This window comes from Bartonella massiliensis (assembly GCF_902150025.1).
Classification (GTDB): Bacteria; Pseudomonadota; Alphaproteobacteria; order Rhizobiales; family Rhizobiaceae; genus Bartonella; species Bartonella massiliensis.
The window spans coordinates 1-23,928 of record NZ_CABFVS010000035.1 but is presented as its reverse complement, the minus strand read 5'-3'; the positions used below and the strand labels follow the sequence as shown (position 1 = coordinate 23,928).

Here is a 23,928-nt window from a genome sequence, read left to right as displayed (position 1 = left end):
AAAAGACATTTCCTAAAAAACCATATTATCTTTCTTATTCACCAGTCTTTTCAGATATGTCTCATTTCTTCCATCCCTATTTCACAACAGCAGCACATATAATATAAAGTATCATCGGATACAGCTTTTATTCCCCTTAAGAGACATCATTTTCTTTGCCAATTTCTAATGGTGTTACCCCTTTCCTCTTAACACAATTCATAAAATCATATTGCAGTCTTTCTTAAAACGGTATCTTCCTGCCAATCCTCCCCATGCAAAGGAATGCTTTTTGTGGTTTCAAGAATATTAAAAATATTTTTCGCCTTCTAAATTAAAAAATATCTTTATTAATTGGCGCATTATAAACAATATAACAATCGCTCTGAAATACATGCTTTGAAACGATAACGTACAAAATTATTCAATTTTTCAAGGAAAATAAAAAACAACCCCAAAACATATTAAAAAAATGCAAAATCATACTCTATAAAAAACTATAACAACAAACCGAATAGAGAACAAAAAAACCACAAGCATAACTTGTGGCTTTTTAAAAAATTAAACAAAAACAATAACGACACTAGAAATGATACCGCAATCCACCAGAAAAACTGGTCCCAGAAAAACCAGCTTTCGTTAGCTTGTGCTGATAAACAAAATCACCGTGAAGCGCAAATCGTTGAGACAATTGAGCATTAAAACCTAATCCAGTTTCTAACGAAGAACCAAAAGCCCCCAACTGAAAAGCATCTTTAAAATGCACAAATTGTTTTCCTTCAAAACCATGAGTAAGATGAAGTTTGCCATGGAAAGAAACAACTTGAGCTTCATCCGTGGCAACCAGCATCTTTGTTAAACGCCCTCCAATACGCCCTACCCACTGATGGAGTTTTCCCAACTCAATATCAAAGCCGTCCACATCATGCACCTTATCAAATTGCAGATATTGATAAACAACCTGAACTTGCGGATCAAAAACAAAACCGTCCTCTCCCACCATAAATGTTTTACCAGCCGTCAATGAAGCACTTAAAGGATTTCCCTTTAATGTTGCCGTTTTACCCCGTGCTGTTGTCAAAACATCACCCTTAAATAAACCATAAGACACAAGACCATCAACGTAAAAACCTGCATCATGCTGCATACCGCCATATGCTGCAACCGACCATTTATCAAAGGTACTTTTTTGACTCTGTTCAACATTTAAAGGTTGCAAAGAAAATTTCTCGTAAGACCCGATAATCCCAAAAGAAGTGGTCCCATAGATATTCTCAATTGCTTTTAGCAAAATACCTGCCTCTACAGCATTATAATTAAGCTCGCCGCCATAACCATATTCAAGCGCAGAAAGATTTGAAGTATAACGATGATTACCGCCATAACCGCGCACAAAAAAGAAAGGATTTTCATGACTTTCTAATAAACCACCAGTTGCAATTCGCAAAGATTCTAACCGCTTATTTTGATTGCTAACATTTATCAAACCAAGATGAAGTAAAGCATTAGGCAAAAGCAGATAAGTCGGAACCTGCGGAACAACAGCCTTAACTTCCGGCTTAGGATCCGGTCCTGGAGAAGGCGTTGGCCCAGGCTCAGGACTTGGTTCAGGTTTAACATCATCCATAAACCGGCTTTCGAGACGAAAATCCCAAAACTCTTCGCTTCCTTCAACTAATCTTTGATTTGTACTTGCTTTTCCTAAATCAGACCCTGGACCATAAGCATAAAGTTTATACTGATAAGGTGTATGCCCCAATGCCACATAACCACCATCTAACTGAAAAGAATCTTTCTCTGCGGTTCCCGAAACCTGAATGATTGAAATACCTTGATTATTTCCACCACTGCCCGTGTGTTCTCCTGGACTATCTGAAACAGCACGTACATGAACCATCGTTTTTCCCGCAACATCCCCATGAATTAAAACACGATCCGTCTTTTGCTGATCAAGCTCACCACCCTTATTCAAATATGTGTTAAGATAAATATGCGCTCCATCTTGCGCCTTATAAACTTCACCCTTTCCCCCCTTTCCAATACGAAGGGTTTGATAACCATCAACAGAAGAAGTTTCATGTCTTTTAAAATCAATAGAGCTCTCACCCATAAGACTGACGAGTGAAATAGAAGAATCCTTTGCACCCTCATGTTGATCTCTCTGCGGATTTTGCTGTAAAATCCACTTAGATGCACCTCCTAAATAAAGTTCAGCGTTAGAGTTTTTATCAACATCAGAGCCGCCTTTAAGCGTAGAAGCATCAGCCAAAACCATCACAGATGCACCTTTTTCAGCTTTTAACAATGTCCTCCCTGAAATACTGCCTTGCATTAAACTAATAACACCAAAAGCGGCATCTTTACTATAAATAGCCATACTTTCGGGAACAGAAAGAATCGTTCTCATCAAATTAACAACTCTCAATTTACCAAGCTTTTTTTCCCGCTCTGATGAAAACTCTTCTTGAAGGTTGTATCCTGCCAACGGCTTTTCACCTTTAAAATATATACCATAAGATTGATCTCCATTCACTGTAACAGAAGAATCTTTAAGATTAACCACTGTCATACGGTCATGTTTAGACAAATTCTCAGATAACGGAATTAAATTCTCATCTAGAACTGGGCTTCCATCTTCTAGAATTGAATTTGAAGTACGGACCGTATTCTCTGATAATATGCCATGCACATTTTCACCCTCGACAATTCCCTTAAAATTAACAGAACCACCGAAATCCATGAGAAAAACCGCATAATTTTCACCTTCGCTACCCTTTCCAGTAATTTTAACATCATCGAGGATAATCTTTCCACCTAATGTCGAAGAAACCCCATGACTATTCATAAAATTAATGGATCCACCTAACATTTCAATTTTTGCACCACCATAATTATAAAGGCTTGCCTTCCCACCATTCGTTTTAATTTCCGTATCTTTCAACATAACATACGTTGGCTGTCCTATTGCTTGAACAGCCACAGCACCTCCATTAATAATCCCACGATCCACTTTAATCTCTCCATTACTCGCATGAAGAGCTACTGGCTTTCCCTCTTGAATTGTTGCATTATTCTGGAAAGTAAAATTCTTCAAAATAATTTGACCGCCCTCTGATACAGACACACCACGAGTCAAGGATTTATCAGAATCTTCACTCCCAACAGTGATATTTTCCCCGTTCACTTTTGCATTTTTCCCTTTTACCGTTATAGCAACTGTGGAGGGATACCGAGAAGCATTAGCTTTTGTAATCTTATAAGATTTATTATCAATTGTGTCCTCTCCACAATTATCGCACAAATAATATAACCCATTATAGAGCACCAACTTTCCGCTATTATTGTCATATTTATAAAGATACTTACCATCTTCCTTATCTCCACCCTCTCCACTAAGAGGGCGTCCAGCATTACTTCCACTAATAGAATTACTACCACTGATGCTCCCTCCCCCTGCACCCTCACCGCTACTAGGAACAGAGATTACATAAGACCTTCCCCCATTAAGCCTTCCCCCCTCCGCTCCACCAAGTAGGCGCCCTCCATTATTCCCGCTAAGAGCACTACCACTTCTACTGATACTAATCGGGTGCACAGTGATTGTATACACTGCACCCTCACTTCCCCCTCCATTCACAGCGATCGCTATTCCATTTTGGAGAAAAGAAAGAATAGCTGTCGTACAAATACATAAACATACATGATCTCTAAACACTTTAATCATAGTTCCCTCGAAACTTTTCTTCCCCTCTCATTGAAAACAAAAGCACTTGAAAAACATGTCGCTATGCACCTCAAAACGAAAGGTGTAACAAAAAAGACATGCCTCATGCTCATTTGAACCGTGTAATGAATCATCCCTATAAACTTGGCAAAAACTCTACGTACAAACCATTTATAAGAGAATAACAACAAATCACACTTTATAGGTGTATAATGCATTCTGTATTTCGTGTAAAGAAAAAATAAAACCAATGCGTGCAATTAATTAAAAACACAATCTAATATTGTGAATTTTAAAAATGAATCCACAGAGAGACGAATGAAAAAATAATTTAAATCAGTGGAAAACAAACTCTCAAAAACGAGCTTTAGAAAACACCCAATATTATACTTAGATCGTATAAATACAGTGTCAAAAGGATAATGTAACGCATACTGGACTCCTGAATTCTTTAAAAGTCCTCATAGAAGTGAGTCACTCTACAATATCAGCCGTAAAGATTTTAAGAAAATCCGCTTTAGCTTAGAAAAACGTGCTTATGCGTACAACACACCATCTTTTTTGCTTCACCAAGAAGCCGAGAATTTTTTAAAAACAACACAAGTTGATATAAAAAAGGCAGCACACTGTGCTGCCTTTTTTAAAAGTACATACTGTACCTCATATTAGAACTGATAACGCACTCCTCCGGAGAAACTTGCTCCAGAAAAACCAGCTTTATTAAGCTTATGTTGGTAGAGAACATCAGCATGCAGAGAAAACTGTGGCAACAATTTGGCATTAAAGCCCAATCCAGCCTCTAGTGAAGAACCAAATGCCCCTAACTTGAAAGCATCACTGAAATGCACAGACTGTTTTCCTCCCAAACCATGAGCAAGATAAAGCTTACCATAGAAAGCAACAGCATCTACACCTTCAGAACCTGCAGGATTCTTGGTTAAGCGTCCACCGACACGTGCCACCCATTGATCAAGGTTACCCATTTCAATATCAAAATTGTCGATATCACGAGCCTTATTAAATTGGAGATGTTGATAAACAACCTGAACCTGCGGATCAAAGACAAAGCCCTTATATCCTGTGGTAATTGTCTGACCACTCATCAAGGAGACACTCAAAGGATTACCTTTCAATGTTGCTGTCTTACCGCGTGCAAGGGTGAGAACATCACCTTTTAACAAACCATAAGACAAAAGACCATCGACATAGAAGCCAACATCATGCTGCATACTACCATAGGCTATAGCAGTCCACTTATCAAACGCACTCTTCTGACTTTGCTCAACATTCAAAGGTTGTAGAGAAAGCTTTCCATAAGTTCCCATAACACCCAATGATATAGCACTGTCAGCATTTTCAATCGTTTGCAACAAAACACCAGCCTCTACACCATGATAGTTAAGATCGCTGCCATAACCATATTCAAGTGCAGATAAATCTGAAGCATAACGGAAACTTCCACCATAGCCACGCAAATACAAAGCAGGATTCTCACGAACATCTACCATTCCTTTAGGCGTCATCCGTAATGTCTCCAACTGCTTATTTTGATTGTTAATATCCATCAAACCAGCATGGAATATGCTATTAGGCAAGACAAGATAAGTTGGAACCTGTGGAACGACAGACCTGACAAACTGCTCAGAAAGGGAAGCAGACCCTACAGACTTCACATATTGATTTTCTAAACGGAAATTCCAAAACGCTCCACCATCCCTAACAAATTTCTGTTGAACATGCTCCTGCTTTGAAGTTACTCCTGGACCATAAGCACGAAGAGTGTATTTGTAAGGTGAATCTATCAGTGCAACATAATCGCCATCAAGTTGGAAAGAATCTTTCTTCGCTTGACCATAAACCTGAATAATTGAAACACTATGCGCAACCTTGGCATTCGCTTTAGCGTTTCCTATACTACCCGCATCACCTCGTACATGTATTTTTGTTTTTCCAGAAACATCACCATGAATGACAAGCCGATCTGTGACTTGCTGATCACTTGGATCATGCGGATTTAAACGCGCATTGAGATGAATTATAGCATTACCCTGCGCCTCATAAACTGTGCCTTTTCCATTTCCAATATAAAGAGTTTGATATTTCCCTTCAGATTCCGAAGATTTAAAATTAATAGCACTATTTATAAGACTTACAGAAGAAACGCATGAATCCACACACTCTGAATTCAGAGTTCTCCAATCCTTATGTTTACTTCTTTTGAGAATCCACTCTGATCCATTGGTCAAAATTAAGCTGACATAAGAACTTTTATCAATATGTGCACCACCTATCATAGTAGAGTCATTAACCGAAACCAATATATTGGAATCATTCTCAGCCTTCAACAATAAGTCACCAGAAAGGTTTGTTTTATCTTTTAATGAAACAAGACCTACAGAAGTGTTACCATAAATAGCAACACCCTTGGCGACTTCGAACTTCGTCTTTTTCAATGAAACTGTCCCTGTTATGCTTATGGGTGTTTTTTCCTGTTTGGATTCAGCACTCCGTTTAACAACACTAGAACGCTCTACTGCCTCTAAGTTTCCACTTCTATTTTGTTTTCCTACACCTTGCCCATCAAAATATATACCATAGGTTCCATCACCTTCCACTTTAACAGTGGAAGATTCGATATTAGCATGATTCATAGTAGGACGAGCATCAGAGGATCTCTTTCTTCTAGAAGAACCGGTCTCAGCCGCATCACTATCATTAGCTCTTATAACCAAAGCATGTCCATCAGTAACAACATTTCCATTTTTAAAATCAACAGAAGAATTACCACTCAACATAAAAGCTGCACCATCTATACTTGTAGAATCCAACTTCCCTTTCTCTTTTTTCACAGTAATGTGAACTTTATCTAATTGAACACCACCCCCAGATTTCGACTTCACTGCCACGCCCCCTGTCGTACTAACAGTCCCAGAGTCCATGGTTATTTTACCAGCCTTACTCTCCAAACCAGCCGCTGCAAAATCCCCCGTCACATTAATTGTCGTGCCTTTCAGGTTAACAGATGATCCAGAATCTGCCAAAGCGCCCACATGATACGCATCGACCTTTCCTTTACTCATCGTAATCTTTCCACCATTTTTAGCTTCAAGACCAATTACAGAAGATGTAATTGTTGAGTCTTTATCCAAAATAACCTCTGCGCCCTCTTCTGCAAGCACAGCACTAACAAGCTTTGACTCTGCCAAACCGGTACCATTCTTTAAATCAGAAGCATCCGCACCATTAATGGTAACATTCTCTAGCTTAATAACTGTATCCTTATTCTTTGCATGCATAGAATGCTCAGTATCACTATTAGCCTTCAGTGTACGATCTTTCACTGTATATGTTTTACCATCACTGCATGAATAAGAAGTTTGCGATTCCTTTTCACCATTATTCTGTGTAGTATCACATGTAGAAGAAAGCGTTTTTTCAGAAGAAACACTTCCATTATCAGAATGACTAAGCAAAAGAATACGACCAACAGCAGCAGAAACTGCATCAGGCTTTGTAGAAATCTCATTTTTTGCAGAACTATTAAGCGTTACATTGTCTGTAGCAACTGATTCTAGAGGTGCAAGCACGTTAGTTACAGAAACATCACCTGTATCAGATCTTCCAAGATTAACAGATGAATTATTTCTAGATGAAGAAACAGATATCTCATCTGAAGCTCCAGATGTAGGATCCAGAAGGGGTACAGGAGTAAGCTCACCATCCCCAGATATTTCAGATCTGCCAAGATTAGCCGGTGAAGAAATAGGCTTTCTTGTTTCAACAGTATTTTTATCTTTTTCTAAAACACTTGAATCGGGCTCTCCATTCTTCATATAGTCCTTATCTTCTAAGCAGAAATACCAAATTCCGTCTTTGTTATAAGCGCGAAGCTTATACTGATAAGGTAAACGTCCTAGAGTGACATAATCATTTGCTAAAATAAAACTATCCTGTTGAGCCTCGCCCGACACTTGAATAAGTGAAATACTCTGAAATTTATTCGAATTTTCTATTATACTATTATTATTCTGCCCTGAATCTCTGCTGACAAAAGCATTCACATATACTTTAGTTTGTCCAGAAACATTACCATGAATAAAAAGTTTGTCAGATACACTATTATCATTTACATTATTATCACTTACAACAGGAAGTACAAGTACATTAAAGTAAATCCCTGATTCTCCTGTAGCACTGTAAACCGTGCCATTATTTCTTCCTATATAAAGTGTTTTATAATCTTGCTCAGCTTGCGGACGCATAAACTTAATAGAACTATCTTTAAGATTTATAGACGAAATACATGAATCACAACCCACATTCTCAGAAGAAGAAGGTTTATTCTCAGAAGGGAAAAATTTACTTTTTGATAACAGCCATTGTGAGTTATCGGATAAATAAAATTTAGCAGCAGCATTGTCATAAATACGTGCACCTCCTACAATCGTTGACTGCTGAGAAAAAACAGATACCTCAGAAGCTGATGTAGCTTTCAAAAATAAATCACCGGCAATCCTTGATCCTTCTTTTAAAATAACATAACCATTTAAATCCTCACCATAAATACCAACACCTTTCTCAACATTGATCTGAGTATTTTGCAAAAAAACCACGCGCGCGCCCCTGCTTTGGCTTTGATCACGCTCTGCATCATCCCCAATAATATTTTTAAAAACTATACCATAAGAATTTTTCTCCTTCATGGTAATAGTTGACCTATGCATACTCGCACTAATCTTCCAAGGATGATTATACTTTTCATTTATAATAGGCTGCATAGAGCTAATAGTTGCAGCAACATTAGCCCAAAGTTTATCTTCTTCACCAACCAAACTTTCCCTTATTTTAGATCTTTCAGTTTTAGAGCTTCTAGAATTAAATGAATTAGAATCAGATGAAGCGAGATTAAATGAACTAGATAGAGGATTATCTTTACTGACCCACAAAGCAGAACAATGACCACCACAAGTATAGGTCCCATGATTAAAGGAAACAATCCCCCCAAGTGTTAGAAAGCCAATATTCTTAATTTCCCCCCCCCCATTATTCACATCATTCACATCTTGCGCGTTTTCTTCTTGCGCGTTTTCTCTTTCAGTGGTTTTAATCTTAACTTGATTTAAAATAACAGATGCATTATTTCCTAACATAACCCCTATACCACTGTCACCAAGACTCACTATTCCTGATGCCATCAGTATGTCAGATTTATCACTGTACAATCCCAATACTGGGGTAATAATACTTGAATCTGTCAATATAATAACCGAATGCGATACAGCTGCAGCTCCTATAAGAGAATTGGAGACTTTTATCTTATTGGCAAAAACTAACTGATGGTCTTTAGCTAAAACCCCAATAATCTTCTTTTGAGTTCCAGAAACGGGCTGCCCCTGAGTTCCAGAAACGGACTTCTTCATCGACGAAAAAAAACCGGATAGATCAAAATTAACTCCATCCACTGAACTACCTACAGGTACAGGATTAATCCCGTTCATCCCTTGCCCCGATGAATCACCAATCGACCGCGCTATTGCATTCGCACCTTGTAATTGTAAAGAAAAGAAAAAAATACTTGTTGTCAGTGCATACAAATGTGTACGCTTTTTAAATACATTGATCATATGTCAAACTTTCTAAATAATGTTGCAAAAACACTAGAATTAAGTGAAAATGAGGTAAGTGAACAATTTGTACCATATGTTAGTCAACTTTACAACATAGTGTTATTTATTGTTACGTCATTTTGTGCATAAAAATGCCTAAGTTAAGTTTTTAAGTGCACAAACTCTTGTAATTACGTGATAAAAAGGATGAAATCACAATGGTAAAATATATGAAATGGGTGACTTCTGTCTTACTGGTTACAATCAGCTTTGCAATGATTTTATGGACACAGGTCAGTATTGCAAATACCAGTAGTAAAAATGTAACAATTACTCATGTTTCAGGAACAACTTCTGTTCCTTCTTCTCCGCAAAAGGTTGTGGTGTTTGATATTGCTACGCTTGATAATATGAATCGCCTTGGGATTAAAGCAGTTGTCGGTATTCCTGAAGGACACAAGCCTTCCTATTTAGAACAATTTAATGATGCAAAATATGAAAAAATCGGGACTATTTTTGAACCGGATTATGAAAAAATTGCCACTCTCCAACCCGATTTGATTATTATTTCCTCCAGAACGCAAGCAAAATATAAAGATTTATCCAAAATCGCTCCAACGATTGATCTAACAATAGGAAACGAAAATTCTCTTGACGATATTAAACGGAATGTGTCTATCTTGGGCAAAATTTTTGGCAAAGAACAAGAAGCAGAAAAAGAAATTGCAAAACTTGATGAAACTTTAGTTGAAGTCCGCCAAAATACTCAAGGGAAAGGCACTGGGCTCGTCCTTATGACCTCTGGCGGAAAAATAAGTGCTTTGGGACCAAAGTCACGTTTTGATATTTTCCATTCCGCTTTTGGAATTGCTCCTGCAACCGATAAGCTCACTGTACAAAAACATGGACAACTCATTTCTCCTGAGTTTATTCTTGAGACAAATCCTGATTGGTTGTTGGTTATTGATCGTGATGCGGCTATTGGACGGGAAGGACAATCCGCAGCACAACTGCTTAATAATGAGCTTGTGCACCGTACAACAGCGAGCAAACAAAACCAGATTATTTATTTGGACTCTTGGAGTTGGTATCGTGCAAGCGGTGGTTTAACCGGACTCCTTGAAACCGCCAAGCAAATCAATGAAGCCTTTACAAAGAGCAAATAAGCATACAAAAAAACTTGCTTGCACTATAAATAAAATTTAAAAGCAGAGGTTGTTTATTAAGCAACCTTTGCTTTTCTATTAGGTTTTGTTAGAAAATGATTTAACGTGAAGAATTCCTGGATAACCATAGCATTTCTAATTCCCCTGTCTATCCTCAGCATTTTTGTTGGTTATTCTGATGTTACGCCTTCTGATCTCTTCGCCGCCGATCCCCATGCTTGGCTTATTTTTTGGCAAACACGTCTTCCTCGCACTATTGCAATTCTTTTAGTAGGAGCAGCACTTGCACTTTCAGGCATGATTATGCAACTGTTGACACGTAATCGCTTTGTTGAACCATCAACCGCAGGAACAGTTGAATCGGCTTCCCTTGGCATTCTTTTTATTATGATTTTTCTGCCCAATATCCCTGTTTTAGGAAAAATGGTCGTTGCAACACTTTTTGCCATGATGGGCACTTTACTTTTTATGTTTTTATTACGTCGCATTCCTCTAAAATCTGCTCTCATTGTTCCCCTTACAGGGATTATGCTAAGCTATATTATCGGCTCATTAACCAATGCCATTGCAGATTATGAAATGCTCCTTCCTTCTCTTCAAGCTTACTTATTTGGCAGTTTTGCCATGATTCTTGAAGGGAAATACGAACTTTTATGGCTCTCCCTTCCTTTGTGTATTCTTGCCTATTGTACTGCTGATCGCTTTACGGTTGCAAGTTTGGGAGAAGATTTAACCAATAATCTTGGATTAAATTATCGTGTTGTCATGTTTTTTGGTCTTTTTATTGTTGCCTCAATCACCGCGGTTGTCGTCTGTACTGTCGGTCGTATTCCTTTTGTCGGATTGATTATTCCAAATATTGTTTCAAGTTTCATGGGAGATAATATGCGCTATAGTGCTCCTTGGGTAGCCATCAGTGGCGCAGGATTGGTCTTGATTTGTGACCTTTTAGGACGAATTATTCATCCTTCTTTTGAAGTTCCCATTAGCACCATGATGGGCGTGATCGGTAGTTTTATTTTTATGATACTGCTTTTACGCTGGAGAAAGCGTCTTGGATAGAAGAAAAAAAACAGTATGTATCCTAACAATGCTTATCATTCTAGCATGTATTGTCATCAGTCTTTACATGACATGGAATATTAATGTTTATACATGGAGCTTTCGTCTTACAAAACTCATCTCTTTGCTCCTTATTGCCTATGCAATAAGCGTTTCTACGGTTTTATTTCAAACAATCGTTAATAACCGTCTTCTTACTCCTTCTATTATGGGATTTGATCAGCTTTATATCTTAATAAAGACTGTTTTGATATATTTTGTAGGCTCTCTTTCCTTGCCTTTTTTAAATGAAGAAGGACAGCTCATTCTCGAAGCTCTCATTCTCATTTTTTTTTCAACAAGCCTTTTTCGTTGGCTCTTTTCAGGAAGCTTAAAAGGGCTTCATTTAACGCTTTTGATTGGTGTTATTTTAGGGGGATTTTTTTTCAGTTTACGAATGTTTATGCAATTGCAACTCAATCCAGACCAAATGATGAATTTAACGGATATTATGTTTGCAAATTTCAATAAATTTAATACATCCCTCATAAGCTTTGCCACCATCATTGTTTTCATTGTGAGTTTGATTGGTTGGCGCTCACGCCATCTTCTTGATATTTTGGCTTTAGGGCGTGAAAATGCCCTCAATCTCGGCGTTAATTACCATAAAAGCGCGACAGCTATCCTTATTTTTGTTTCCATTTTTGTATCCATTTCCACCGCATTGGTAGGCCCCGTCACCTTTTTTGGACTGTTAGTTGCCAACCTTGCTTATGAATTTTCTCCTCAAGCAAAACACAGTGTTGTTGTGCCAATTGCAATATTATTAGCGGTTATTTGTTTGGTGGGGGGACAATTTATTTTAGAGCAAATTTTTCATATGGCAGGGCGTTTAAGTTTTATTATTGAGTTCTGTGGAGGGACAGTCTTCTTAATGTTACTGATGAAGGGAAAATTAAAATGATTGAAATCAATCATCTTTCCAAGGCTTACGGTGCACGATTGATTATCGATAGCTTATGCCTTCATCTTCCTAAAGGAGGGATTATTTCTCTTATTGGGCCCAATGGTTCGGGAAAATCAACTCTTTTAATGCTGATAAGACGTCTTTTATCACACGACAAAGGAACTATTCATATCGATAATTTTGATATTGATAAATTGCCTCATGACATTTTGGCTCAAAAGCTTTCAATTTTGCGTCAAGATAATCCTTTATCCTTCCGTTTAACCGTGTACGATTTAGTAAGTTTTGGACGCTATCCTTACTCAAAAGGCTGGTACAATAAAGAAGATAAACAATTTATCGACAGTGCACTACACTATCTCGGCTTACAAGATTTAAAGGACCGTTTTTTAGATGAGCTGTCTGGGGGGCAGCGCCAACGTGCATTTATCGCGATGGTCATCTGTCAAGATACCGATTATCTTCTCTTAGACGAACCATTAAACAATCTGGATATGAAACATGCCGTTTCTATGATGAAGCAGTTACGCCGCACTGCTGACGAACTTAAAAAAACCATTCTCATTGTGATGCATGATATTAATTTTGCCTCATCTTATTCCGATACGATCGTCGCATTGAAAAATGGAAAAGCAGCCTATTATGGGACTCCCAAAGAAATTATGCAGCCAGAAATTCTTAAAGACATTTATGATGTCGATATCCAAATAAAAACGATCAATGATATCCCTATTGCTCTTTATTATCGATAATCTAAAAAGATTTTTTGCACTTGCGTGCACTTTAGAATCTGCTAGAAACAGTAAAATAGACTTATTGGGGAATAGTTTAATGGTAGAACAGCGGACTCTGACTCCGTCAATCTTGGTTCGAATCCAAGTTCCCCAGCCAATGTAGCTGTAGTGTAGCTTGCCAGTGGGTTTTGTATATTTTTCCACTAGATTTTGTACCAATTTATTTTTTCTCAAATGATTTTCAAAGGGTCTTCAAAGCCCCTTCAAAGATCGTTTAAAGACTGTTTAATGAGTCTCTATTTTTTGCTCTTGAAGGTCGCAATTTTTGATGATCAGTCATCAGCCAGAATCCTATTATAGGAATCGCGTTACTTGAGAAGCAACCTGCATAAAATGGCATGTCTTCTTTTAGCATAAATTGCGTAATAGCTTTTTAGATTTCTGAGACATTATTAAAAACAAAAGATACTTCTAGGAAACGGATAAACATTACCCTATTGCTTAAACGAAAGGAATTCGGTCATGTTGATCCAATTGCTCTCTCCCACCCAAAGTGCAAACATTGCACGTTGATCTCAAAAAGCATCACGACCAATCAAAAGATCAACTTGACCCTTTGATTTTCTACTCTGATGAAGTTTTCTTTTCTCCCGTTTCCTTTCCTTGATTTGATGCTTCGAGGGTCATTTCTGTGGTGTAGCCACTTGCTTTCTCATAGCGATGGGTCACGGTAGCAGCTTTCCATGTGCCATTGATTTCGCCTCGAAACCCTTGCAGGAGAAGCGGTTGACCGGCCATGATTTCAGGGCGCCCCTCGAGACTTACAGAACGACTACCCATGGCACGACAAAGCCTATCCGAAGGCTTATTGTAACAATAAAGATTTATCCCTTTATTGATTTTGAGATAACAGCGTCAAAATTTTTTAACATAAGGAGCATTCTATATGAAACGACTATTCTTTCTTATTCTTTTTTCTATCTTTTAGTCTTCTGTATTTTCTGGCCCCTTTTCCTAAACGCATGAAGGTTAACATCTAATAAGGCATAATATAAATAAATAAACTATAGTTTTATATAAATATTAAAGTAATATTATAATAGATTTATACTATAAAAATATTATGTATTTTATTAGAATAATAATTATTATACTCTACATAAAGATAAAAATAAACTATTCAGATCCAAAAATAATCATCCATTTAATATCCTTCTTATAAGCGGGGGACTTTTGGAATTTATAAGAAGGATAAATCTTATGTGTAAAAAACATATTTTATCATGCACAGTTGCTACAATTGTAATGCTTTCTAGTGCCCCTTTCAACGCCCATGCTGGTTCCATTCTCTCAGCGACAGATGAACAAAAGATAACTGGCATATCAGGCACAACCTATGAAAAAATTGAAGCAAAAGGAGCAGCATAATCGATGGTAAAGATTTAATAATTTATGAACCTACAGAGAAACAGGAGGTGCCTATACCAGATGGGAAAGGCGGTCAACTTACGGGTCCAGATGGTGAACCATTATTCTATCATTATTCTTGAGTAGACGGAACCGGTGCAGAAGCATCTGGGCATAGCCACATTGGTTTGGATAATGTAACAATTGAAAATGTAGCAAAGGGGCTTGTTATCAATGAAAATAGCGAAATCATCATCAATGGTGGAAGCATTACTGCAAGAAAAGAGCAGAGTCGGCAAATAACCGCTGGGATGAAAATAAGTGACCAGAGTACCGCTCAACTCAATGATGTCACCGTTGATGTGACAAATAGATTAGGAGCTGAAATAACAAACTCTGTATTCGATATGGTCGGTGGTTCCATAACATCTTCTAAAAATGCTGTTTCCTTTGTGAACAGTGCAGGAGAAGAAAATAAGCTAAAAAATGTGATGATTACTTCCGGAGAAAATGGAATAACAACCAGTGCCAGCACAGTCACTTTAAAAGACGTAATCGTGAAGGATGCCAAAAAAAGTCTTTATGCGGATAAAGGTTCTCAAATAACAGTCTCGGCCGGTTCATTTAAAGGAGACAAACTCGAATTAGGAATATACGCTGGAAACGGTAGCAATCTTATTTTGGAAGATGGTGTTACAATTGTCTCTGCTCAAAATGGGATACAAGCAGAAAAATCAACAATTACGATGACAAAAGGAGCTGTAAAAACAACTGGCTCACAATCTGCAGCCTATGCTAAAGCTGGTGAACAGATTGACCTTACAGATGTTGCTATAAATGCTCAAGGGAGTGGGCTTCTAGCAGAAGAACAAGATTCTAAAGTCACAATGCAAGGAAAAACACTAGAAACAGCTGGTGAACAATCTGCAGCCTATGCTAAAGCTGGTGGACAGATTGACCTTACAGATGTTGCTATAAATGCTCAAGGAAATGGGCTTCTGGCAGAAGAACAAGACGCAAAAGTCACAATGACAAGAGGAACATTGACTACAACGGGGACACAGTCTGCGGTACACACAAAAGCCGGTGGACAGATTGATCTTGCAAATGTTGTCGTAAAGACTGAAGAAAATGCGCTGAAAACGCAAGGTAATCAATCAAAGATAATGCTAAAGAATTCAAAAGTTTTTGCTGATCTTTTATTAGTTGCCGCCGTTGATACAAAAAAACCTGGAGTATCTTACGTAACTGCAGATAACTCTATTTTAGAAGGTGGTGCAAGAGTTTTAGCCAATGACTCTGATAAAGTCGATCAAGCATCTTTGAGTCTCATCAACGGCTCAAAATGGCTTTTAAAGACCAGCACAAAAGAAAAAGATGCTGATGGCAATCTACTTGATATTACCAAAAGATCACACTCTGATGTTGTTGTGCTTAATCTTGATAATAGCTCTATCACTTTTGATGCCCCAACAGAAACACAATATCAAACGCTTCATATAGGGTCTGATAAACAAGATAGTTCTGCCGTCTACAACGCAACAGGAAGCGCGAAAATTTATTTCAATACTGAATGGAGCGATGGCGCAGCAATAGGCAAACAAAAAACCGATCGTCTTCTCATTCAAGGCGACGTATCAGGTATCACAACCATTTATTTCCAAAATCCTTTAGAAAAAGGAAGTATACAAGCAGACGATTCTGCCCCCTTAAATACCCTTGGCATTTCGCTGGTTCAAGTTTCTGGAAAAGCGAATAAAAATGCCTTCAAACTAGAGCATGACTATATGGCAATAAAAGGTTTGCCTTATAAATATATTCTTAAAGCTTATGGAAGTGATGCAAACTATGGCAAAGCAAATGCTAACCAAAACTTGTTAGGAAGCAATGATGATTTTTGGGACTTTCGTTTACAAAACGAATTTCTAGATCCTCATTTAAGAATAAAAGCAGTTCTTCCACAAGTGCCAAGTTATTTGATCATGCCCAATGCGATTTTCTACGCTGAATTAACTGATATGGCTAAGCAAAATGCACTGTTAGCCAGTATGAGAACATCTATCTTAAGCAAACAACAAGAAAAACAAAACGCTTTCTTCTTATACACTTATGGCAGCACAGGAACATTATCCTCGCAAAATGCTCCATATCAATATGATTATAGCGGTGCTAGTCTTCGCTATGCTGCTTTACAAGGTGGTGTTAATTTTGCAACATTAGAAGGACAAAACACGACAACACATTTGGGTCTTTTGGGAACCTATGGACAGCTTTCCTTTACGCCAAAAGATATGCGAGATGCTGGGAAAAACACCATTGATAAATGGTCCCTCACAGCCTATGGAACCATACAATACGACAATGGCTTTTATCTTGATACGCTGTTATCCTATGGCTTCCTAAAAGGAGAGATCACCAATGCTCTCATTGGGACAACCGCAAAGTTGAAGAATGCCAAAATGTTGAACATCTCCACAACCGTTGGCAAACAATTTGCAACAGGAATTCAGGGTGTAACATTCGAACCGCAGGCACAAGTTGCTTATCAACATTTGGCATTTGATACCATTGCAGATGCTGATAATTTTACCGTTGACATGCAAAATCCTCATCAATGGATAATCCGTGTTGGCGGGCGTTTGACCAAAAACATTACCACTGAAAACAACCGTCCTATGTCTTTCTATGGAAAAGTCAACTTGACTAAAACTTTTGGGGATGATCAAGCAATCCATGTTGACAAGGATTATAAACGTGATCCTGTAGGAACTTCCCTTGAAGGAGGGCTTGGCATCAACGCGCAATTGTCCACGAACCTCTCCCTTCATGGTGATGTGAATTATCAACAAAAGCTGCAAAAAACGGGTATCTCTGGAACAAGTTTTTCAGGCGGAATACGCTATCAGTTTTGAAGCAAAACTTTAACAACAGGTGTATTGTTATTCTATACACTTCATCAAACAAAAAAGGCAGCATAATATGCTGCCTTTTTTAGTTTATGATGATTTGTTTTTTAAAACACTTAAAAAAATAGAAAACAGCAAAATATTTGAAGACTGTCATTAATCATTGGAAATTTTTACAAGAACTTCTCTTTTATAAAGCATAAAGCTTAGCATTTTCCAATGAATAATGCCTAAAACTGTAAAAAAGAGACCAACACAAAACAAAACACTATTGTAAAATGATGAGAAATTTTTCTGGAACATACAGCATTATTATCTTTTGTTATTTCTCAAAAATTTAATGCTTAAAATTTCAAAATAAAACTTCTGAACATAAAATTATCAGCCAAAAACAGGATAATACAATCAGACAAAGGATAGATGTTATAAGTCACTCGTATATTTCATAACCGTCGTTTTAAGAGGTCATAATAGGATTTTAAATATTATAACCCAAATACTGCCCAGCAAATTTATGAAGAAAAAAATCCTATTATCTGCCTTCCCTTTTAACAATTCCGCCAAACATCCCCAGAAACTTTAAAACAGAAAAAGTTGCATTTTTTCTTCTGTAAAATCGATCACACTCTTTCTTCTCGATGAGCGATAGGCTCAATACTGGCTTCAAAAAATGCCTTTGTATAATCATGTTGCGCATGTAGATTACGCAATTCATCATTGCTAAGTTCTTCAAGAATAATCCCTTTATGCATAATTCCAACACGTTCACAAATATGTGCAACAACAGCAAGATCATGGGATACCATCAAATAAGTAAGCTTTTTTCTCTCGCGCAGTGATTTTAATAAGTTTAAAATTTCAGCCTGGACTGATACATCCAATGCAGATGTTGGCTCATCAAGCAACAAAACCTCTGGCTCAATAATTAAAGCCCGTGCAAGAGCAATACGTTGACGCTGCCCTCCAGACAACTCATGAGGATAACGATAAAGAAATGAAGAATCCAAGCCAACGGCATCTAAAGCATCCTCCACTTTTTCTTTTTGATTATCCATACCATGGATTTTGAGCGATTCAGAAAGAACCGTATGAACCATTTTTCTGGGATGAAGCGAAGCATAAGGATCTTGAAAAACCATTTGAACACAGCGTAAAAAATCCTTACTTCTTTTTTTTTCGACTTCTTTTCCATCAAAAAGAAACGTTCCACTATAATCTGGAATAAGCCCTACCAATGTATTCAAAATAGTTGATTTTCCACATCCAGACTCACCAATCAAACCATAAGCTTCACCACGCTTAATATGAAAATTAACATTTTTAACAACAGTTACAGCCTTGTGCCTATGCCCAAAAGTTACAGATAAGTTAGAAACATCAATAATATTCTCACAGCTTGTCATGGAGAAACCTCCTCAACACCATTAACAATCGTAGGATTATATAACCACTCAGGATCACGCTCAGGAACAGCCAAAACATCAACAGGATTATCAAGCCGTGGCAAACTTGCCAGCAAAGCCTTCGTATAAGGATGACGAGCATGAGACAAATCAGAAGCAGGCAACTCTTCTAACACACGGCCCGCATACATCACCAAGATACGATCACAAAAATCAGCAATCATATTCAAATCATGACTAATGAAAATAAGTCCGGTTCCAGACTTTGTTACAAGTTCATCTAATACAGATAAAACTTGTCGTCTCACCGTAATATCAAGTGCAGATGTTGGCTCATCAGCAATGATTAAATCCGGTTTTGGAATAAGCATCATTGCAATCATCACACGCTGCCCCATTCCCCCAGATATTTCATGCGGAAAGAGACGCATCACACGCTCAGGATTACGAATATGAACAGATTCTAACATAGAGATGGTTCTCTCCCATGCTTCAGCTTTTGAAACATGGTAATGAATACGGTAAGCCTCCATAATCTGCTCCCCAATCCGGATGAGTGGATTAAGTGAATATTTGGGGTCCTGTAAAATCATTGAAATCCGTTTTCCTCGGATTTTTCGCATCTGAGGTTCACTGGCACGCAATAAATCGACATCTTCAAAGCGCATTTTTTTAGCCTTAACAATGGCTGATTTTGGACTCAGCCTTAGTATTGCGCGCCCAGTCATCGATTTTCCAGATCCGGATTCACCAACAATTCCAATTTTTTCTTTTCCAACAGAAAAGCTAACACCGCGCACAACTTCTGAAAGTCCGCGTGTTGTAGGAAAAGAAATACGTAAATCTTCTACTTCTAATAATTTATTACCCATTGCGTGGATCCAATACATCACGAAGACCATCACCTAAAAGATTGAAAGCAAGGCTTGCAAATAATATTGCACAGCCTGGTATTGCCGCCAACCACCAATTTGTCATCATAAATTCCCGCCCTGAGGAAAGCATTGCCCCCCATTCAGGACTTGGAAGTTGTGCTCCCAACCCCAAAAATCCAAGGCCAGCAGCTGTTAAAATAATTCCGGACATATCTAAAGTTAATCGTACAATCACTGAAGGAATACACATGGGAGCAACATGAAACAAAATAATTCGCCAAGCAGAAGCTCCTTGCAAGCGAACCACAGAAACATAATCAGAAGAACGGATTGTCAAAGTCTCAGCGCGCGCTAAACGTGCGATTGGTGGCCATGCTGCAATTGAAATTGCAATAGCAGCATTTTCAATCCCAGGGCCCAATGCAGCTGAAAAGGCAAGCGCTAAAATCAAACCTGGAAAAGCAAGAAAAATATCGACAATGCGCATGAGCACAGTATCAACCCATCCCCCCATATAACCAGAGACAGTCCCAACAATAAGCCCGATTGGACCGACAATAACTGTTGTGAGAAAAACAACATAAAGCGTAATACGAGAACCAAAAACAAGACGGCTAAAAATATCTCGCCCTAATTCATCGGTCCCAAAATAATGCGCCATAGAGGGGGGCTGCAACCGATGTCCCAGATCATTGCTCAGAAAATCATGCGTAGCAATCCAGGGCGCAAAAAGTGCACATATGATAATAATACAAATAATAAGCAGACCAAATACAGCCGAAAAGTTATGAAAAAATTTAACCAGTGCGTGATAAATTCTTTGTAGGTTCGCTTGAATTATGGACCGCGGAACAGGGTCGTTTAACCAAGAACCCAAAGAAGATGATGATTGCGATTTATGATGATTACGAGCTGTCATATTCAACGTGTCCTTGGATCAAAAATGCGATAAAGCAAATCAGAAAATAAATTAATGGCAACAAAGATAAAGCCTACAAGTAAAGTACATCCGACAACGGCATTCATATCTCCAGCGAGAAGAGCATTTGTCAAATAATGTCCAAAACCAGGCCAAGCAAAAACCGTCTCTGTCAAAACAGCCCCTTCTAATAAAAAAGCATAAGAAAGTGCAACAACGGTAATAACTTGAACAGCAGCATTGCGAAAGGCATGCCCCCAAACCGTTCGCGCCCACGATAATCCCTTTACACGTGCAGTAATGATATATTCCTGATTAAGCTGCTCAATCATAAACCCACGAGTCATCCGACTAATATAAGCCATAGCACCGAAAGCTAAGATCAAAGCAGGCATAATAATGTGACTAAAGGCATTGCCAAAAGCCTCCCACTGTCCTTGGGTTGCGGTATCCCAAAGAAAAAATCCTGTTTTGGGTTCAAAAGAATATTCATAAAGAAAATCAAGTCGCCCTGGACCACCAACCCAACTAAGCTTGGCGTAAAATATTAACAACGCCATGAGCCCAAGCCAAAATGTCGGCGTAGAATAACTCAAAAGTGTAAAAACACGGACAACATAATCAATAAATGAATCGCGATACATTGCAGCAAAAACACCAAAGGGAATTCCAAGAGTGGTACCAATAACAATAGCAACAGTTGCAAGCTCTAATGTTGCAGGAAATACGCGCATAATATCAGCTAAAACAGGACGCCCAGACGTTAAAGCATCTCCAAAATCAAATAAAAATACATTATGAAGATACTTCCAATATTGGACAATCAACGGCTTATCAAGACCCAGCTTATAATACATGGCATCATAAGCTTCCTGACTAATATTATCACCAAGAATAGACAGAACAGGATCGAGAGGAAGCAGATGACCGAGAAAAAAAGTAATCGTCACCAGCCCAAGCAATGTAATAAAAACTGAAATAAGCAGCTTTAATCCTTTGAACAAAAAATCCCATACAAATAATCTTTTCTGCTTTTCTGATACAGCTCTTTCAGTCTCTGAAAGTGGCAAAACCATTATAAAAATCCCCTCTGTAGCGATAAAACATAAAGCAAATACCTCTTTTTATATAATGAAACAACCTCTTATTAAGCATGTTCTAAAATCTAACATGCTTCTTTTTTATTTTTCTGCTTCATTGTAGTAAAGTCTGTAAGTGTTCCAAACCCATTTTTTAACATCAGGTCCCATACCAACGGTATAATATGTCTGAAATAAATAAACCATAGGACCATGCTCTAGCACATAATGCTGTAAAGTACGATATTGCATAATACGCTTCTTAGGATCTTGCTCAAACAAAGCATCCATCACCATTTTATTAATATTTTCATCATAATATCCAGCGCGCCAAGCCAAGTACATATTGTGCTTTTTTGTAAAGGTTGGATCAGGATTAAACACGTGATTTAATGAAGCAGGATGTCCATCAGGGTCAGCACTCCCCCATCCCATAAGAGCAGTATCATAATTTCCACCGCGAACACGGCTCAATAATTGATTTTGGGCCATTTTTTCAAGTGTTAGCTCAACACCAATTTTGCGCGCATTGGCTTGAATAGACTGCGCAACAGAGGACATATAACTAAGGCTTCCAACTAAAAGATTAGCCTTAAAACCATTAGGATAACCAGCCTGTGTAATCAACTGTTTTGCTTTTTTCAAATCTAACTTAAAAGGCAAGCCTTCTTTTTCATCCAACGCACCTGGAACACCCAAAGACATATAAGTTGCCCGAGGAATAGCAATCCCCTTCAAAACAGTTTTTCCAAGACCTTCATAATCAACCAAATAACGAAGTGCCAATCTGACTTTTTCGTTCGCAAAAATTTTATTTTTATTGTTGAGCGATAGATAAATAATTTGCGGGCGCAAAACACGACTAATTTTGACCGGACCACCTTTTTTTTCAATATCTAAAATATCTTCTGAAGAAAGATCACGGGCTATATCCACATCCCCTTTTTCCAAAAGAAGTCTTTGACTTGCTGAATCTGCTACGTGCTGCACAACAATCTGCTTAATTTTAGGCACATTCCCCCAATAATGCTGTGTAGCCTCTAACACAACTTTATCCCCTGGCGACCAGCTTGCCAATTTATAAGGTCCAACACAAGCCGAATGTGTCGCTAAATACTTATTTCCCATATCACCATTAATACTATGCGCTTCAATTGTTTTGCGATCAAGCAAAGCAGAAGCATAAGATTGTCCAATAACAGTCAATATCAGCTGAATAGGATAAGGTTTGTCTAATTTTAATTGTAAAGTCTTATCATCAAGAGCCTGAATATTTGTTTCGATATTCTCTTTGTTAAATCCATAATCCATTAAAGATTGAGCATAGCTCAAGCCTAATTTAATAATCCGTCGCATCGACCATACCAGATCTTGCGCTGTCGCAGCTCTTCCATCATCAAACTTTAAATCATCACGAAGATGAAAAACTATTCTTTTGCCATTATCTAAAATGTCCCAAGACTTTGCCATAGCAGGACGAATTTTTGTAGGGTCTTGCTCATCATACTGCACAAGCGCACTGCAAATATTCGTCAACAACTCACTTGTCACAACCTCAACGGTTTGCGCTGGATCAAAACCACTAATTGAATCAATATTCCATGCCATCACCAATATATCTTTAGATGAAGCACTAAATGCTGACGCTATAGCTCCATTTAAAAAGCCTACTGTACTTAATAAAATACAAATTCTTTTCAACATTCTTTTTTCCCCATTTTACCGCTTCCTTTTGTATTCTTGTACCCTTTTCACACAACATAATTGTGATTTTGCTCTTTTATCTTTTAAACAGCATGATATCAAACATCAACTTTATTTAATTAAACCAAACATCTAAAAATACTTCTCTCATACAGCAATTTATTCTTCAAAATACTGAGAATCTATATGACCATAAATAAAGATTCCTCCTCCGAATATAACTTCTCATATTCATTCCTCCCTATAAACGGCTTCACTCATATACTGCCCCCCCACACAAATTCATCCTTTTAAAAAACTGAAAAGCCTTTATATGAAAAAATATTTTCATTACGCAATTATGATCAAGCTCTTTTTATTTGGACAGCATTGTAGACACGTCTATTTTTCAATTTTACTATAAAAAATACGCGGCGCA

The 23,928-nt window shown here is 37.9% G+C and carries 13 protein-coding genes, 1 tRNA gene and 1 pseudogene; 7 read left to right on the top strand and 8 right to left on the bottom strand.

Features of this window, described 5'->3' with window-relative positions; genetic code table 11:
• Positions 1-562 precede the first annotated feature (562 nt).
• Positions 563-3,703, bottom strand: coding sequence for an autotransporter family protein (locus FNZ60_RS07795; protein ID WP_142417038.1), 3,141 nt, complete (start codon positions 3,701-3,703; stop codon positions 563-565).
• Positions 3,704-4,368: 665 nt separating this feature from the next.
• Positions 4,369-9,327, bottom strand: a complete 4,959-nt coding sequence (locus tag FNZ60_RS07790; RefSeq protein ID WP_142417037.1) for an autotransporter outer membrane beta-barrel domain-containing protein — start codon at positions 9,325-9,327, stop codon at positions 4,369-4,371.
• A gap of 200 nt (positions 9,328-9,527) precedes the next feature.
• On the opposite strand from FNZ60_RS07790, the gene FNZ60_RS07785 reads away from it, so the two are divergent.
• The 5 genes from FNZ60_RS07785 (at position 9,528) to FNZ60_RS07765 (ending at position 13,374) form a co-directional block, all read left to right on the top strand.
• On the top strand, positions 9,528-10,475 hold the full coding sequence (locus tag FNZ60_RS07785) for a siderophore ABC transporter substrate-binding protein (RefSeq protein ID WP_142417036.1): 948 nt from the start codon (positions 9,528-9,530) through the stop codon (positions 10,473-10,475).
• A 105-nt stretch (positions 10,476-10,580) separates the two neighbouring features.
• The gene (locus FNZ60_RS07780; protein WP_142417035.1) at positions 10,581-11,537 is read left to right on the top strand and encodes an ABC transporter permease; all 957 of its coding nucleotides are present in this window, start codon (positions 10,581-10,583) and stop codon (positions 11,535-11,537) included.
• 28 nt (positions 11,538-11,565) lie between these two features.
• Positions 11,566-12,480, top strand: coding sequence for an iron chelate uptake ABC transporter family permease subunit (locus tag FNZ60_RS07775; RefSeq protein WP_425456844.1), 915 nt, complete (start codon positions 11,566-11,568; stop codon positions 12,478-12,480).
• Positions 12,477-13,235 (top strand): iron ABC transporter ATP-binding protein, encoded by a 759-nt coding sequence (locus FNZ60_RS07770; protein ID WP_142417033.1) that lies wholly within the window; start codon positions 12,477-12,479, stop codon positions 13,233-13,235. Before FNZ60_RS07775 ends, FNZ60_RS07770 begins: the two co-directional genes overlap by 4 nt.
• 65 nt (positions 13,236-13,300) lie before the next feature.
• Positions 13,301-13,374 (top strand) — tRNA-Gln (locus tag FNZ60_RS07765).
• Positions 13,375-13,841: 467 nt separating this feature from the next.
• Here FNZ60_RS07765 and FNZ60_RS07760 read toward each other — a convergent pair.
• Positions 13,842-14,078: pseudogene (locus FNZ60_RS07760) on the bottom strand (late control protein); the annotation flags it as partial.
• 399 nt (positions 14,079-14,477) lie between these two features.
• Here FNZ60_RS07760 and FNZ60_RS10290 point away from each other — a divergent pair.
• Both FNZ60_RS10290 and FNZ60_RS07755 read left to right on the top strand, forming a co-directional pair.
• Complete coding sequence (locus FNZ60_RS10290) at positions 14,478-14,645, top strand: hypothetical protein (RefSeq protein WP_246054759.1); 168 nt, start codon at positions 14,478-14,480, stop codon at positions 14,643-14,645.
• 167 nt (positions 14,646-14,812) lie between these two features.
• Positions 14,813-17,536 (top strand): autotransporter family protein, encoded by a 2,724-nt coding sequence (locus FNZ60_RS07755; protein WP_246054757.1) that lies wholly within the window; start codon positions 14,813-14,815, stop codon positions 17,534-17,536.
• 614 nt (positions 17,537-18,150) lie between these two features.
• On the opposite strand, the gene FNZ60_RS07750 is transcribed toward FNZ60_RS07755, so the two are convergent.
• From FNZ60_RS07750 to FNZ60_RS07730, 5 genes are all read right to left on the bottom strand, one after another.
• Positions 18,151-18,933, bottom strand: a complete 783-nt coding sequence (locus FNZ60_RS07750; RefSeq protein WP_142417032.1) for an ABC transporter ATP-binding protein — start codon at positions 18,931-18,933, stop codon at positions 18,151-18,153.
• Positions 18,930-19,805: an ABC transporter ATP-binding protein gene (locus tag FNZ60_RS07745; protein ID WP_142417031.1), complete on the bottom strand. Its 876-nt coding sequence runs from the start codon at positions 19,803-19,805 to the stop codon at positions 18,930-18,932. The genes FNZ60_RS07750 and FNZ60_RS07745 overlap by 4 nt, the downstream gene beginning before the upstream one ends.
• On the bottom strand, positions 19,798-20,727 hold the full coding sequence (locus tag FNZ60_RS07740; protein ID WP_142417030.1) for an ABC transporter permease: 930 nt from the start codon (positions 20,725-20,727) through the stop codon (positions 19,798-19,800). Before FNZ60_RS07740 ends, FNZ60_RS07745 begins: the two co-directional genes overlap by 8 nt.
• A 2-nt stretch (positions 20,728-20,729) precedes the next feature.
• The gene (locus tag FNZ60_RS07735; RefSeq protein ID WP_142417029.1) at positions 20,730-21,803 is read right to left on the bottom strand and encodes an ABC transporter permease; all 1,074 of its coding nucleotides are present in this window, start codon (positions 21,801-21,803) and stop codon (positions 20,730-20,732) included.
• A gap of 105 nt (positions 21,804-21,908) precedes the next feature.
• Positions 21,909-23,510 (bottom strand): ABC transporter substrate-binding protein, encoded by a 1,602-nt coding sequence (locus tag FNZ60_RS07730; protein ID WP_142417028.1) that lies wholly within the window; start codon positions 23,508-23,510, stop codon positions 21,909-21,911.
• Positions 23,511-23,928 lie beyond the last annotated feature (418 nt).